The following is a 14,990-nucleotide window of genomic DNA, read 5'->3' as shown; positions in this document are numbered from 1 at the left end:
TAGCGCCGGTGAAGGGGGTTCTAAGGTTTACCTCCAATAGCCGCAAGTGGAAAATTCGACAAACTCGCAAAAAACCGCAGATTTAAATTTTACTTATATAAATCAGTTATTTAAATGAATACACACTTCACAAAACCCGCGACATGCAGCGCATCCCATCTCAAATCTCGGCTTTTGCACAGGGTTACCCACAGACTCACCGCCGAGTCAGGTGGAATCGGCCTGACGCGTCCGAGTCAGCACTCCGGAAATCGGCATACGTAACATCAACAGGACGACAATTGCGGACAGATAGACCAGCGGTTCAACCTGAAAGCCTTTGGCCAGTATGACATAGTGTAAACCGCCCAGAATCGCGGCAGGAAAGACGAGGCGTTGCAAGCTGCGCCAACGTGGGCCTAATTTCCGTACCGACAAATTGTTCGACGTCACCGCCAGCGGCAACATCAGGGCAAAAGCGGCCATGCCGACCGTAATATAGGGACGCTTAACGATATCCGCCCAGATCTGGCTGGGCACCTGCACATCCAACACCAGCCACACCAACAGATGCAGCGTAACATAAGTAAAGGTCAGCACGCCAAGCGCTCGGCGGAATTTCAGCAGATTCAGCCCAAGGAATCGCCGCAACGGAGAAAGAGCCAGCACACCGATCAGAAGCTGCAACGCCAACTCTCCGTACCGATGCTCCAACGCCTCGATCGGGTTCACGCCAAGCCCGCCTGTCAGCCCCTGATAAAATAGCCAGGGCGCCGGAAGCGCCCCGATCAGGTATACCGCCCAGACGGGAATACGGCGTAGTATCTGATTCATCTGCTGCATAGGTTTAGTAGTATTGCGAAAGATCCATGCCTTCGTACAGCCCTGCGACCTCTTTCTCGTATCCGTTGAACATCAGGGTCGGGATACGTTTGGCAAAGAGACCGCCGCCGATCTCACGTTCCGAGGCTTGTGACCAGCGTGGATGATTCACGTTCGGGTTCACATTACTATAGAATCCGTACTCACGCGGGTTGGACATATTCCAACTGGTGGGCGGTTCCACATCAGTCACGGTGATCCGCACGATCGACTTGATCGACTTGAAGCCGTATTTCCATGGCACCACCAAGCGCAGCGGCGCACCGTTCTGGTTTGGAATCGGTCGATCATAAATACCCGTGGCCATAATGGTCAGTGGATGCATCGCCTCATCCAGACGCAGACCCTCGCGATAAGGCCACTCCAGAATCGGATAGCGCACGCCCGGCATCTCGTCAGGAATCAGGGCGGTCTCAAAGGCTACAAACTTGGCCCCTTCCTGAACGCCTGCCATATTCAGCAGGTCAGCCAGTTCGAATCCGTTCCACGGAATCACCATCGACCACGCTTCGACACAGCGGAAGCGATAGATGCGTTCCTCGACCGTCATCTCGGACATGATATCCTTGAAGTCATAGTCGCCCGGATTGTCGACCAGACCGTCAATCTTGACGCTCCATGGTTCGGTGGTCAGCGCCCCTGCATATTTGGCGGGATCATCCTTGCCAGTCCCGAATTCATAGAAATTATTGTACGAGGTGATCTCTTCCCAGGTGTTCGGCTCCAGTGTTTCCTGCGCCGCGGCACCCTGCGCCATCCCCGCCAGCCCGACACCTGCCAGCCCGGCCATGACCTGCCGCCGGTTCAGGAACGCCGCCCGTGGGGTGACGTCTGCATGTGTCAGTGTGTTGGTCCAGCGATGCGCCATGTATGTCTCCGTTATCAAAACACCTCGGCTATGAGGTAGGTCGCTGATAGCACAGTGCCAACGAAACAGGCGTCACGATTGAGAGACGAGATTGAAATGTATTGCGCGGCTGCGTGGCAGAGCAATGTCAATCTACCGCCAATTGGAACGGTGATCTCTTATTTGCTCTTTCGTATTATCTTCTGAACGATCTGACCTGTATTGTGAACGCTTCGATCTGTAATCGTTTCACAATACCCGAATACTGGAGCTCCACATCTGCAATGCATGGAGTATCCACGATGAAAAAGATGATTTCCGCCCTGGTCCTTGCTGTCGGCCTAACGGGCACGCAAGCTGTCGCCCAGGATGTCGCCGAAATGAGCGACCTGGAATATGCCCACATTGCCTATACTGCCGACAATATTGACATTCGCTATGCCCATCTGGCGTTGGCTCTGTCTGAAAACCCCGACATCCATGAATTCGCGAACACGATGATCCGCGATCACACGGCCGTGAATGAAGCCGCACTTGGTTTGCTGGACAAGCTGGGTGCGACAGCGCAGGACAATGCGTTCAGCCAGACCCTGAATGAAAATGCGGAAGAGATCATCAACAATCTCTCGCAACTGCGTGGTGCCGAGTTTGACGCCGCCTATGCCGCGAACGAGCTGGCTTACCATCAGGCCGTGAACGAATTGGTCGGTGGCACAATGATCCCCAATATCGACAACCCCGAAGTCAAGGCTCTGTTCGAGCAGGGCTATGAGATCTTCAAGGCGCATGAAGGTCATGCCGAGATGATGGTCGAGTCGCTGAACTGATGCGGAAAGGGTTGTCGCGTCGGGCTGTACTGGGCGGAGCGTTGGCCTCAGCGACATCGCTGCGACTTCGTGCGCATGCCGATGAGGCACCTGTTGTTCACGAGGTGACGATCAAGCGATTCACCTATGAACCGAAGCACATTCAGGCACGTGTCGGGGATATAATCCGATGGACCAACCTTGATATCGCTCCGCATACGGCTTCGGCCGACGATCTCAGTTGGGACACCGGAGAACTGAAGAAAGGTGAAAGCGCAGAAATGGTCATCAATGACAGGATGGAGCTGACCTATTTCTGCGTATTTCACCCGCATATGAAGGGAAAGATCGAGATCGTTTAATCCGATCCAAAACGAGCGATTTCGGACCTTCATAAAGAAGACCCGCCGGTTCGGCGGGTCTTTTCAGTTTCGCAGGTCAGTGTACCACGGCATCGTCCGGGCGTGGACGATCCGATGTCCCCAACCGGTCGCCGATGATCAGCCCTTCGGTCCCGGCTGTCACAGGAACGGTCTCACCATCCTTGATCTCACCAGCCAGCAATGCTTCGGCCAGCGGGTTCTGCAGGGCGCGCTGGATCACGCGTTTCAGCGGACGGGCCCCAAAGACCGGATCATAGCCTTCGTTCGCCAGCCATTCCTTGGCACCATCGTCCAAGGCCAGCTCGATCTTGCGGGCGGCCAGACGTTTCTGCAGACGTGCCATCTGGATATCGACGATGCCATCCATATCGGCCCGCTTGAGGCGGTCAAAGATGATGGTCTCATCCAGACGGTTCAGGAATTCCGGCCTGAAATGCGCCCGGACCGCATCCATCACATCGCGCCGTGCTTGCGCACTGTCCGCACCTTCGGGCAATTGGCTGAGCGCCTGAGAGCCAAGGTTCGACGTCAGGATGATCAGCGTTTGCTTGAAGTCTACGGTGCGGCCCTGGCCATCGGTCAAAACGCCATCATCAAGCACCTGCAACAACACGTTGAACACATCCGGGTGCGCCTTTTCGACCTCGTCAAACAGCACGACCTGATAGGGCCTGCGCCGCACGGCTTCGGTCAACACACCGCCTTCGTCATAGCCGACATAGCCCGGAGGGGCACCGATCAGGCGGGCAACCGCGTGTTTCTCCATGAACTCGGACATGTCGATGCGCACCATCGCGTTGTCATCGTCGAACAAGAAGTTCGCCACAGCTTTGGTCAGCTCGGTCTTGCCCACACCGGTCGGCCCGAGAAACAGGAACGAGCCCAGCGGGCGGCCCTCATCATTCAGGCCCGCGCGCGCACGGCGCACGGCGTTGGCCACGGCGGTCACCGCCGCATCCTGACCGATTACGCGGGAATGCAGATCGTCTTCCATCCGCAGCAGCTTCTCGCGCTCGCCTTCCAGCATTTTCGAGGTCGGGATACCCGTCCAGCGTTCGACCACCGAAGCGATCTGTTCCGGGCGCACCGTTTCCTCGGCCATCATCTGGCTGCTTTCGGCGTTCTCGGCCTCGGTCAGCTTTTTCTCAAGCTCAGGGATGACGCCATAGGACAGCTCACCCGCCTTGGCGAGGTTGCCTTCGCGCTTGGCGATCTCCAGATCAGCCCGCGCCTTGTCGAGCTGCTCTTTCAGATCACGGGCACCCGCGAGCTTGTCGCGTTCGGCCTGCCACTGTGCGGTCATCTCGGCGGATTTCTCCTGCAGATCGGCCAGATCCTTTTGCAAGGTTTCCAGACGATCCTTCGATGCTACGTCATCTTCCAGCTTCAACGCCTCTTCCTCGATCTGCATCTGCAGGATCTGGCGATCCAGTTGATCCAGTTCCTCGGGCTTGGAATCAACTTCCATACGCAGCCGCGACGCCGCCTCATCGACAAGGTCGATGGCTTTGTCGGGCAGGAAGCGGTCGGTGATATAGCGATGCGACAGCGTCGCCGCCGAGACCAGCGCCGAGTCCGAGATGCGCACGCCGTGGTGCAGCTCGTACTTTTCCTTGATTCCACGCAGAATGCTGATCGTGTCCTCGACGGTCGGCTCAGCCACTAAAACGGGCTGGAACCGGCGCGCAAGGGCCGCGTCTTTTTCGACGTATTTGCGGTACTCATCCAGCGTGGTCGCGCCGATACAATGCAGCTCACCCCGGGCAAGCGCAGGTTTGATCAGGTTGGCGGCGTCCATTGCGCCGTCGGATTTACCGGCACCGACCAGCGTGTGCATCTCGTCGATGAACAGGATGATCTCACCGGCAGCCTCAGTGACCTCGGTCAGAACCGCCTTGAGGCGTTCTTCGAATTCACCGCGGTATTTCGCACCAGCGATCAGCGCACCCATATCGAGCGCGAGCAGCTTTTTGTCCTTTAGCGATTCCGGCACGTCGCCATTGATGATGCGCAGGGCCATACCCTCGGCAATCGCGGTTTTACCCACACCGGGCTCCCCGATCAGAACCGGGTTGTTCTTGGTGCGGCGTGACAGAACCTGCATCGAACGGCGGATTTCCTCATCCCGCCCGATGATCGGGTCAATCTTGCCCTCAGCCGCCGCCTCGGTCAGGTCGCGCGCGTATTTTTTGAGCGCGTCATAACCCTCTTCCGCCGACGCGCTGTCAGCGGTGCGACCCTTGCGGATGTCGTTGATCGCTTCGTTCAGTTTCTGAGCGGATACGGCACCAGCGTCCAAAGCATCCTTGGCTTTGGATTTCACCATGCATAGCGCCATCAACACGCGTTCGACCGGCACAAAGCTGTCACCCGCCTTGGTGGCGATCTTGGTGGCTTCGTCCAGGACTTTGGCAGTCTGACCGTCCATGTAAATCTGGCTGGCGTCGCCGCTGACCTTCGGGATTTTGGCCATCGCAGCGTCCAGCGCTTCGACCACGCGGTTCGACGCGCCGCCTGCACGTGTGATCAGGTTGCTGGCCAACCCCTGATCGTCATCCATCAATGCTTTCAAAATATGTGTGGGCTCCAACCTCTGGTGCCCTTCGCGCAGTGCAATGGTCTGCGCGGCCTGCACGAATCCCCGTGCCCGCTCGGTGAACTTGTTCAAGTCCATAGCATTCTCCTTTATCTCAAGCGCCCTTAATGTGATGCGCCCGCTTGGCGGCACGCGTCGGTCTGGGCCTCACATTCAATCTGGGAAATATATTTGACGGTTCAAGACGTAACATTGCGAAACTGAAACTTAATATTCCAAAGGGTTTACCGGTCACCAGGAAGAATATAGCGCCAACGTCGATTTTTGGAAAATCTCAGGCAGGTATCAGCTATCCAGAGTGTGGTACCTGTCAATATTCTCCTTGCTGGCAGCTGATCGCCCAATTAGTTTTGCCCCACTTTTGGGAGAACGCGAATTGAAAGTATGCGCCGTTACAATGGTCTACAAAGATCATTGGTATCTGGAAAAATGGATTCAATATTATGGCCAGCATTTAGGGGAAACGAACCTATACGTCATCAGCCATGGAGATGATCCGGTTCATTGTAAGTTGGCGAAAAACTGCAACCACGTCAGAATACCACGGAACCAACTTCCCGAAGATTTTGACGAACAGCGTTGGCGCATGCTGTCGGACCTGTGCACTGTTTTGAACTCGACGCATGATTGGGTAATCTGCGGAGACGTTGACGAAATCATCATACCCGCACGTGCAGATGAAACCGTCATCCAGGTTCTCGAGAGCCAAACCCCAAAAACCGTTATTGGCGCAGTCGGATTTGAAGTCATGCCGCACAGTGAGTCACAATGGCTTCTTCAGTTTTCTCCGCGGTATTCGAAACCATCCATTCTGGGTCGCCGAATTAAGCTATCTCTGGGTGCTCATGGTGCATTTTGCGATTGGGCGCATATTCCGGACCTTGCTCTCATTCATTTCCCTTTGGCGAACCAAACGTCTTTTCAACAACGTGGCGAGGCCTTAGCAGCTGATATCAAACACTTGCGCGAGACCCCTGCGACAGAGCGGACTTCTCGTCAGAAAGCGCTTATTCGCTGGGGAAAAGAGCAGCATCACAAAGCCGAATTGGTCACCCCCCAAGACGCTGCGGACAGCGTAGTGCCCCTTCTGACCGCCTCGCGACAAGCTGCGCCACTTTTGACGAAATCCATGAAGACGGTAGATCAGACAGAAATTCGGGTGGCACCGCGAAAGCTCCGGAACGTAAATATCTTTGCTGAAATCGATGATCGTCTAATGGATTTGTTTTCTTAGCCGTCCAATCTTTTTTTGCAGGCAAGTGTGTTTCTCTGGTCAACGCCGCGGCACGGAATAGACAGTATATCCCCCGGTTTTCGCCACCTGCCGCGCGCTGTACATGTCGACCAATGATTGCGCCGCATCGCTACCCGACGGGCAGGACACAAGATCAGCCGCATCGTCCAGGAAATCGACGGTAAAGGCCGTTTCTCCGGTCAACTGGCAATCGTCATCGGTGGAGCGATAGCCGCGTACAAGACGCAGATCATCATTTGTCGGCGACACGATGAACGTATCCGCTGCCTCCGTCTCGAGCGGCATGTCCTGACATCCTGTCAGGATCAGCAACAGTGCAACACCAATCAACCGTTTCATAGTCCCCCCATCCAAAATGCGCTTGTGAATGGCAGGCACCATAGCACAGGTCGGATTACGCCGCTTGACCCTGATCACCCTTGGTCCTGCATGGACACATGGCGCGGAACCCGCTAGGACGCAGACGTTTGCCAAAAAGGAGCTTGCCCCATGTCCGATGACCGCCTGATTGTTGCCCTTGATGTTCCGAACGCCTTACAGGGGCTGGCCATGGCCGAGCGACTGGGCGATGCCGTTTCTTTCTACAAGATCGGGTTGGGGATGCTGACCGGCGGCGGGCTGGCTCTGGCCAATGAGCTGAAACAGGATCACGGCAAGCGTATCTTTCTGGATATGAAGCTGTTCGACATTGGCAACACGGTGGAAAACGCCGTGCGCGGACTGGCGCAGTTCGATCTGGATTTCCTCACCGTGCATGGCGACCCCCATGTGGTGCGTGCGGCTAAAGAGGGTGCCTCGAGCAAGGACCTGAAAATCCTGGCGGTGACTATCCTGACCTCACTGAACCGCGACGATCTGGATGCGAGCCTGCTAAAAGAGGGCGATGTGCAGAAACTGGTGGTCGAACGCGCGGCCAAAGCGCTGGAGGCCGGAGCCGATGGCGTCATTGCCAGCCCGCAAGAGGCTGCGCTGATCCGCGCCCTGCCCGAGGCCGAAGGCCGCCTGATCGTCACCCCCGGCGTGCGTCCGGCAGGTGCGGCTCTGGGCGATCAGAAACGCGTGGCAACGCCGGCCAGTGCTATCAGTGACGGCGCTGATCACATCGTTGTCGGTCGCCCGATCTATCAGGCGCAGGACCCGAAAGCCGCTGCTGAGGCGGTTCTTGCTGAGTTAAATTCCTTGACACATCACTGAACAGCCCCGCGAAATCGGCGAATTTCTGCGCAAAAACGGCCCGCAACCAGTTGACCTCGCGTCACTTTCCAACCGAAACGCGCCAAATCGTCCCTGTGCCCCAAAACACACATGAAGAATGCGAGTTTTGCTTGTGTGACCTGGGTCCTGTCGAAATCCACGTTTTTGAGCGATTCTAAGTCCGTGATACTCCCCACGGACCCTCTCTTCCTGAGGTCCGTCACCTCCCCCCGCCTCTTCGCGGGGGGTCTTCTTTCGGACAAGATCAGGCTTAAAACCACTGCTGGCATTTCGTGCCGGGGTTGGGGCTGATATAAGGAAACCGCTGATTGAATCGCATGGAAGGCGGGAAGATTTCATGCCCGGTCTCTGCCGAGATTGCCTGACCACTTTGACCGACGAACGGCGTTGCCCGTCCTGCGGCAGCCCGCGGATCAAGGAGCATCCCGAGCTGTTTGATCTGTCCATCGCACATATGGATTGCGACGCCTTCTATGCTTCGGTCGAAAAGCGCGACAATCCGGAACTGGCGGACAAGCCGGTTATCATCGGTGGCGGCAAACGGGGCGTGGTATCCACCGCCTGCTATGTCGCGCGCATTCGCGGCGTCCGGTCAGCCATGCCAATGTTCAAAGCTTTGCAACTCTGCCCCGATGCAGTGGTGATCAAGCCGCGCATGTCGGTCTATGCCGAAGTATCGCGCGATATTCGCAAGATGATGGACGAGCTGACCCCTATGGTTGAACCGCTGTCACTGGACGAGGCGTTCATGGACCTGTCCGGCACTCAGCGCCTGCACGGCGCGCCACCCGCCGTCATGTTGGCGCGGTTGGTTCAGCGGATGAAGAACGAGTTGGGTGTGACCGGCTCTATCGGGCTGTCGCATAACAAGTTTCTGGCCAAGGTCGCCTCGGACCTCGACAAGCCGCGCGGATTTTCAGTGATCGGCAAGGCGGAAACGGCTGAATTCCTGTATGACAAACCGGTGCGGCTGATCTGGGGCATTGGTCCTGCCGCGCAGGAATCGCTGGACCGCGCCGGTATCCGCAATTTCTCCGACCTGCTGCGCTGGGACCAAGAGGCGCTGACCGCACGGTTCGGGTCAATGGGCTATCGGCTGTGGCATCTGGCGCGCGGGCAGGACAAGCGGCGCGTCTCGGCCCATGAACCGATGAAATCCATTAGTAACGAGACGACATTTTTTGAGGACACCGCCAGTCTTGATATTATGGACGGCCACCTGTGGCGCATGGCCGAAAAAGTAGCTGATCGCGCCAAGGCCAAAGCGCTGGCCGGACGGGTTGTTACGCTGAAACTCAAACGCGCCAATCACAAGATCATAACCCGTCGGGTGTCCTTGCGCGATGCCACTCAGATTGCCGACCGCCTCTATCGCACGGCCCGCGGGTTGTTCGACCAAGTCGGGGATCAGGGGCCATACCGCCTGCTTGGGGTTGGCCTGTCAGATCTGTGCCCCGAGGCGCAGGCCGATATCTCGGGCGATCTGCTGGACCCCGGCGCAGAACAAAGATCACAAGCTGAACGGGCCACCGACGAGATTCGACGCCGCTTTGGCAATGATGCTATTGTGAAAGGCCGCGCATTGCGCTGAGCTTACTCGGCTGCCAGACGGATCGGATCATCGCCGATGCGGGTGATGTCCTGAATGATGTCGCGCAGAATCTCCTGAAACAGGGCGAAATTCTCATTCGGCACGATTTTCGCCTCGTCCATATAAAGCGCCCGGTCGATTTCGACCTGCACCGCATGTTGCTGGCGGGCGGGGCGACCATAGGCCTGGGTCACATATGCCCCGGCAAATGGCGCGTTGCGCGCCACGTTCAACCCGGCGGACACAAAGGCCGCTTCAATCCGATCCACCACGTCGACCGAGGCCGAAGCGCCGAACCGATCCCCCAACACCACATCCGGCCGTTTGGATTTCGCGTTGCTGGCCATGGCGACCGCCTCATGCGGCATCGAATGGCAATCGACCAGAATCGCCTGCCCAAAGACGTCATGCGATTCGGCCAGCAGGGATTTGATACACGCATGATAGGGCCGCCAGCAGGTGTCGATGCGCAGGCGCGCCTCATCCATCGTCAATTTGCCGCTATAGATTGCGCGTCCATTGGCCACCACGCGGGGAATCACCCCCAATCCGGACGCCACTCGGGGGTTGTGCCCGGACCGCCGCGCCCCTTGAATCAGCGCTGGGTCCAGCTCCTCTGCACCGCGGTTCAGATCCAGATACGCCCGCGGCAACACCGCCGAGATCAACGGCGCACCAAATTCGGCCGCTGCCGAAAACAGCTTATCCACATAGGCATCTTCCGAGGATCGAATCACATTTTCACTTAGAATTGTGCGGTTCAGCAGCGATTCAGGGTAGCGTCGGCCACTATGAGGGGAAGAAAATACCACGCATGACGTGCGTCTGGCGGGCATATCCAATACATAGGGCGCGTTCTGCATGGTGACTCCTTGTTCGCATTGAACATAGACCGGAAAATAGTTCTACCAAACCCCTTGAACCCCTTTGCGACTCCTTTTATAGACCCCGCTACCGGCGCGGGGTTCCGCGCCCCATTTCGTTATGGGGCAGGGCACGCGAAGGTCTATGTGGGCGGTTAGCTCAGCGGTAGAGCACTTCGTTGACATCGAAGGGGTCACAAGTTCGATCCTTGTACCGCCCACCATCGTTTCACTGTTCCGGGCTTCCGGGACACCCGACTAACCCAGGCGCTGGCCACGTCCTTGATGAAGGCGCCGCAGATTGGAGACAGGCCAATGAAGGTCAAGAACTCGCTCCGCTCGCTCAAGAACCGGCACCGTGATTGCCGTGTTGTGCGTCGCAAAGGCCGCGTCTACGTGATTAACAAGACGCAGCGCAAGTTCAAAGCTCGCCAGGGCTGAGAACTGCACATAACCGTTTAAAGAAACCGCGCCTCAGAGCGCGGTTTTTTTGTTTGCAGGAGGGGGTACTGAACAAGATTTATAAAAAGACCAGTGTCTTGACCGGCAGCAATATGGCCTGTGCTCGCAAAACTATAGCGTTTGCTATGCCCATCCCGTCCACGATTCGCGCCACAAAGGCGGACAGCCCTGTAATTTCCCCGGCGTCGAGCTCCTTTGCGCGGCTCGTGTAGGCCACGCCGACGCACGCACTGCCCGGCGGGATTCCTTCCAGTTGTTTTGGAAAGATGGGTGCCAGGAAAACAGTCACAGTACCTGGTCGGACGCGATCCTGTTGATCCAATAGCGTGTCGCCTGGCCGGAATTGCCCCGCTGCGATGGCATCCTGCACCTCGTCGACCACCATGGGGATGATGTTTAGGGGTTTGGATGCACAGGTAATTTCAACAAGCATGCCGGGCTTTAGGACGCTTGCTGATATCTGTCCGAAAGCCGCCACAAATCGCCCTAGGCCTGTGACATCAGGCACCAATATGCCCGCAGGGCGCAGAATAGGGTTAACAATATCGCCGGGTTTCAAAAGAAACTGCGTCACGGTCCCGTCCACTTCGGCGAATACAGTGGACTTTGCGATCTCATTCTCTGCCTCTCGCAATACAGCGCGTGCACTTTCCAACTGTGCTGGAAGAACAGTGGTCTGACGCAGCTTGGCCCCATCAAGCGCTGCGACTGCGGCTGTGCTTTTAATTTCCGCGCCGGATACGGCGGTCTGTAGGCGCTCCAATTCCTGCTGACTTACGGCAGCATCGTTCCGTTCGGCAATTTCAAGGCGTCGCTGCAAATCACTAGTCGCCTGAGCCAATTCAACCTCGGCCGCTTTGACCTGCGCATCAGCAACGGCGATTTCTGTTGCGGCCAAACCCAGTGAGGCTTCAATCTCTTCAATGCGGCGCTGAGCCGTTTCTGCGGCAGCTTCCTGTCGGGTGGTATCCAATCGGAAAATAGCATCACCTGCATTCACGTGAGCATTATTGGCGACGTAGACTTCTGCCACCCTGCCGCCCCGATCAGACAGGATCGTAACCGTGCGAAAAGCTGCGGACACATTCCGCGTCGACGGGTGAAAATAGAAAATCACGGTGATCAGCGTGACCGCCAGTATTGCGCATGCGGTCAGACCCCAGCGCAGCTCATACCAGATGTTGAACAGGGTTATTTCATGCCCCCACCGTTTGCCCTGCTTGTAACGGCGATAAAGGTAATCGGGGACAATTGTGATCAGGGCAGAGAAGACCAGCTCAAGCATCGTTGGTCTCCGAAATGTCCAGTTCGGTTTTCAGGGGGAATATTTCATGCAGGGGTACTGCGGCGATCAGAATGGCAGCGATCCAAAATGCATTGTTTAGTGTGAATAGTGAGATCAGCCCAAGGACACCAACCAGTTGCATTTGAACCTTGTGCGAACCTGCCGCCATACGGTCGGGTATAGCCTGAACGGTAAAATAGAGCGCGCCGAAACTAAGTAGCACCGCAACAAGCACCAACCCAACAATGATCAGGAAACCGTCAGTCTCGCCCGGGGCGGTCACCCAGAAAGGAAGGCGCGCCATCGCTTCATCAGAAATAGAGTAATTCACGTGACCCTCCGTTTTCTTAATGATTTCCTTTAAGGATAACCGATTGAAATCAAAAAGATCAAACTTGCCATGTCGGCGAAGCCCCTGCATGGCTTTTGCGGTCGATGTAAGACGTGATGCAGGTGCCGCGCAGCAATTTGAAAGCTGACCCCGTTCAACAGCGACCATTTGACCAACTGAATTTGTCGGATTTACTTGCATCCCCTTCAGAATCGTTTAATTGACCAAATCAGTCGGGTTAATGCCCGCCACGATTTTCAATGTTGGGACAAATGATGCTGAAATCCTCTACCTGCGTTGCCGCCGCTCTGACAGCTTTGATTGCAACCTCTGCCGCCGCCGAAGGCGAACTGAACCTTTACTCTTCACGCCACTACGACACCGACGAACGTCTTTATTCTGATTTCGAAGAGGCGACCGGCATCACCATCAACCGCATCGAAGGCAAGGCCGACGAACTGATTGCACGGATGGAAGCCGAAGGCGCCAACTCGCCCGCGGACATCCTGTTGACCGTAGACACCTCGCGTCTGGCGCGGGCCAAAGACGCGGGCATCCTGCAATCGGTTGACAGCGCCGTTCTCGAGGACCGTATCCCCGCCAATCTGCAGGACAATGACAACCAATGGTTCGGCTTTTCGCAACGTGGCCGCATTATCTTTTTCGACAAGGAAAACGTAGCCAACCCACCGGCCACCTACGCCGATCTGGCGAAACCAGAATACAAAGGTCTGGTCTGCATCCGGTCGTCCAGCAACACATATAATCAGACGCTTCTGGCATCGATCATCACCCACGAAGGCCCCGAGGCCGCAAAAGCCTGGGCCGAAGGCATCGTCACCAACATGGCGCGTGATCCGCAGGGCGGTGATACTGACCAGCTGCGCGGCATCGTTTCGGGCGAATGTGATATCGCCGTATCGAACACCTATTACTTTGCCCGCGCCATCCGCAAAGATGTCAAAGGCGTTTCTTCGGAAATCGATTCGATCGGCTGGGTGTTCCCTAACAACGACAGCACTGGTGCGCATATGAACCTGTCCGGGGCCGGTGTCGCCGCGAATGCACCGAACAAGGACAACGCGATCCTGTTCCTGGAATACCTGGCCAGCGACTCGGCCCAGCAATATTTCTCGGCCGGCAATGACGAGTTTCCGGCCGTGAAAGGTGTCGCACTTGCGGACTCGGTCAAGTCACTGGGTGAGTTCAAGGCAGACGAAGTGAACCTGTCCGAGGTCGCGAAGAACCTTCCCGAGGCGCAGAAAATCTTCAACGAGGCTGGCTGGAAATAATCCAGCGCACGAAACCTGAACACTCTGAAGGGCGCAGAAAATTCTGCGCCCTTTTCTATTGCACGTTGTATATATTTGGGAAATAATCTCAATAACGAACGCAGTTCTCATATATGAACATGATGGATGATTTCTCAAACCGCCTCGCCAACCGTCTGAACGAACTGCGCCGTAGCCATGGGTGGTCACTGGACCAACTGGCCGAACACAGCGGCATCAGCCGTGCCACGCTTTCACGGATGGAAAAGGGCGACGTCAGCCCGACCGCCGAAACTCTGGGTCGGCTGTGCGCAGCCTATGGTCTGCCGATGTCGCGCCTGCTGATGATGGTCGAAGACAGTTTCGACGCCCGCGTGCCATTTGAACGGCAGCCCGAATGGCGTGACCCGGAAACCGGGTTTACCCGCCGTTCGGTGTCTCCGCCTGCCACCGGCCTTAGCGGAGAGGTCTTGGAAGGTCACCTGCCCCCCGATACGGTGATTACCTACGATACCCCTCCGAAACCAGGGCAAGAGCATCACCTAATCATGTTGGACGGAGCTCTGACGCTGACTGTGGACGGCGTCGCCCATGCTCTGAATGGCGGGGATTGCCTGCGCTATCACCTTTCGGGTTCAACTCGGTTTGAAACAGCGCCTGCGCGTGGGGCGCGGTACCTTCTGGTGCTGATATGATCCTTCGGCTCACCGAAAGCCGCTTTGACGCTGCATTGGAGGATCTAACTGAAATACTGCATGCATGTGTGCAGGACGGGGCCAGCATCGGGTTCATCCTGCCTTTTTCACCAGATCAAGCCCGCATCTATTGGCAGGCCCGAGTTCAACCAGACGTACAATCCGGTGCGTTGGACCTGTTCGTCTTCTACGAAAACGAACGCATTCTAGGCACGGTGCAGTTGATCCCGGCGGCGATGCCCAACCAGCCTCACCGCGCCGATGTAGCCAAGCTGCTGGTCCATCCCAAGGCCAGACGCCAGGGATTGGGACGAAGCTTGATGGTGGCACTTCAGGACCGGGCGATCCAACTGGGCCGAACCTTGCTGGTGCTCGACACGCGCAGCTCAGACCCGTCGCGCATCCTGTATCAAAGCATGGGCTTTCAGATCGCAGGAGAGATCCCGAACTATTGCCGCAATCCGTTCAGGGACCGGTTAGAGCCCACGACCTACATGTTCAAAAATCTCGGATAAGCCCAGCGCCGGCT

The 14,990-nt window shown here is 56.6% G+C and carries 16 protein-coding genes and 1 tRNA gene; 10 read left to right on the top strand and 7 right to left on the bottom strand.

Annotated features, from left to right (window positions below; translation table 11 throughout):
* Window positions 1-207 precede the first annotated feature (207 nt).
* Window positions 208-822: a protein-methionine-sulfoxide reductase heme-binding subunit MsrQ gene (msrQ, locus tag RUE5091_RS12820; RefSeq protein ID WP_058282308.1), complete on the bottom strand. Its 615-nt coding sequence runs from the start codon at window positions 820-822 to the stop codon at window positions 208-210.
* A 4-nt stretch (window positions 823-826) separates the two neighbouring features.
* On the bottom strand, window positions 827-1,729 hold the full coding sequence (msrP, locus tag RUE5091_RS12815) for a protein-methionine-sulfoxide reductase catalytic subunit MsrP (RefSeq protein ID WP_058282307.1): 903 nt from the start codon (window positions 1,727-1,729) through the stop codon (window positions 827-829).
* 281 nt (window positions 1,730-2,010) lie between these two features.
* Between msrP and RUE5091_RS12810 the strand changes: the two genes are divergently transcribed.
* On the top strand, window positions 2,011-2,535 hold the full coding sequence (locus tag RUE5091_RS12810; RefSeq protein WP_058282331.1) for a DUF4142 domain-containing protein: 525 nt from the start codon (window positions 2,011-2,013) through the stop codon (window positions 2,533-2,535).
* Entirely contained in the window at window positions 2,535-2,876 is a 342-nt protein-coding gene (locus RUE5091_RS12805; protein WP_058282306.1) for a cupredoxin domain-containing protein, read from the top strand. The genes RUE5091_RS12810 and RUE5091_RS12805 overlap by 1 nt, the downstream gene beginning before the upstream one ends.
* A 76-nt stretch (window positions 2,877-2,952) precedes the next feature.
* Here RUE5091_RS12805 and clpB read toward each other — a convergent pair whose 3' ends face one another.
* A complete protein-coding gene (gene clpB, locus RUE5091_RS12800) occupies window positions 2,953-5,571 on the bottom strand; it encodes an ATP-dependent chaperone ClpB (protein ID WP_058282305.1) in 2,619 nt (872 codons plus the stop codon).
* A 298-nt stretch (window positions 5,572-5,869) separates the two neighbouring features.
* Here clpB and RUE5091_RS12795 point away from each other — a divergent pair, with 298 nt between their 5' ends.
* Window positions 5,870-6,727, top strand: a complete 858-nt coding sequence (locus tag RUE5091_RS12795; protein WP_131726313.1) for a glycosyltransferase family protein — start codon at window positions 5,870-5,872, stop codon at window positions 6,725-6,727.
* Window positions 6,728-6,766: 39 nt separating this feature from the next.
* Here the strand turns inward: RUE5091_RS12795 and RUE5091_RS12790 are convergent, their stop codons facing one another.
* A complete protein-coding gene (locus tag RUE5091_RS12790) occupies window positions 6,767-7,087 on the bottom strand; it encodes a hypothetical protein (RefSeq protein WP_058282303.1) in 321 nt (106 codons plus the stop codon).
* A 150-nt stretch (window positions 7,088-7,237) separates the two neighbouring features.
* Here RUE5091_RS12790 and pyrF point away from each other — a divergent pair, with 150 nt between their 5' ends.
* Window positions 7,238-7,942 (top strand): orotidine-5'-phosphate decarboxylase, encoded by a 705-nt coding sequence (pyrF, locus tag RUE5091_RS12785; RefSeq protein WP_058282302.1) that lies wholly within the window; start codon window positions 7,238-7,240, stop codon window positions 7,940-7,942.
* 358 nt (window positions 7,943-8,300) lie between these two features.
* The gene (locus RUE5091_RS12775) at window positions 8,301-9,554 is read left to right on the top strand and encodes a DNA polymerase IV (protein ID WP_058282300.1); all 1,254 of its coding nucleotides are present in this window, start codon (window positions 8,301-8,303) and stop codon (window positions 9,552-9,554) included.
* A gap of 2 nt (window positions 9,555-9,556) precedes the next feature.
* On the opposite strand, the gene RUE5091_RS12770 is transcribed toward RUE5091_RS12775, so the two are convergent.
* Window positions 9,557-10,417, bottom strand: a complete 861-nt coding sequence (locus RUE5091_RS12770; protein ID WP_058282299.1) for an N-formylglutamate amidohydrolase — start codon at window positions 10,415-10,417, stop codon at window positions 9,557-9,559.
* A 149-nt stretch (window positions 10,418-10,566) separates the two neighbouring features.
* Here RUE5091_RS12770 and RUE5091_RS12765 point away from each other — a divergent pair.
* Together RUE5091_RS12765 and ykgO are read left to right on the top strand one after the other, a co-directional pair.
* A tRNA-Val gene (locus tag RUE5091_RS12765) sits at window positions 10,567-10,641 on the top strand.
* 91 nt (window positions 10,642-10,732) lie between these two features.
* Window positions 10,733-10,858, top strand: coding sequence for a type B 50S ribosomal protein L36 (gene ykgO, locus RUE5091_RS12760; RefSeq protein WP_005648635.1), 126 nt, complete (start codon window positions 10,733-10,735; stop codon window positions 10,856-10,858).
* Between the two features lie 79 nt (window positions 10,859-10,937).
* Here the strand turns inward: ykgO and RUE5091_RS12755 are convergent, their stop codons facing one another.
* Together RUE5091_RS12755 and RUE5091_RS12750 are read right to left on the bottom strand one after the other, a co-directional pair.
* The gene (locus RUE5091_RS12755; RefSeq protein ID WP_058282298.1) at window positions 10,938-12,164 is read right to left on the bottom strand and encodes an HlyD family secretion protein; all 1,227 of its coding nucleotides are present in this window, start codon (window positions 12,162-12,164) and stop codon (window positions 10,938-10,940) included.
* Window positions 12,157-12,663 carry a hypothetical protein gene (locus RUE5091_RS12750; RefSeq protein WP_131726312.1) on the bottom strand — a complete coding sequence of 169 codons (507 nt, stop codon included), beginning with the start codon at window positions 12,661-12,663 and terminating at the stop codon, window positions 12,157-12,159. The genes RUE5091_RS12755 and RUE5091_RS12750 overlap by 8 nt, the downstream gene beginning before the upstream one ends.
* Window positions 12,664-12,770: 107 nt before the next feature.
* On the opposite strand from RUE5091_RS12750, the gene RUE5091_RS12745 reads away from it, so the two are divergent.
* The 3 genes from RUE5091_RS12745 (at window position 12,771) to RUE5091_RS12735 (ending at window position 14,976) form a co-directional block, all read left to right on the top strand.
* A complete protein-coding gene (locus RUE5091_RS12745) occupies window positions 12,771-13,787 on the top strand; it encodes a Fe(3+) ABC transporter substrate-binding protein (protein ID WP_058282330.1) in 1,017 nt (338 codons plus the stop codon).
* 119 nt (window positions 13,788-13,906) lie between these two features.
* Window positions 13,907-14,461, top strand: coding sequence for a helix-turn-helix domain-containing protein (locus tag RUE5091_RS12740; RefSeq protein WP_058282329.1), 555 nt, complete (start codon window positions 13,907-13,909; stop codon window positions 14,459-14,461).
* A complete protein-coding gene (locus RUE5091_RS12735; protein WP_058282296.1) occupies window positions 14,458-14,976 on the top strand; it encodes a GNAT family N-acetyltransferase in 519 nt (172 codons plus the stop codon). Before RUE5091_RS12740 ends, RUE5091_RS12735 begins: the two co-directional genes overlap by 4 nt.
* Window positions 14,977-14,990: the final 14 nt, after the last annotated feature.

The sequence above is a fragment of the Ruegeria denitrificans genome, from assembly GCF_001458295.1.
GTDB lineage: Bacteria > Pseudomonadota > Alphaproteobacteria > Rhodobacterales > Rhodobacteraceae > Ruegeria > Ruegeria denitrificans.
Note: the sequence above shows the minus strand (reverse complement) of the source record. Positions and strands in the feature narration are given on the sequence as shown.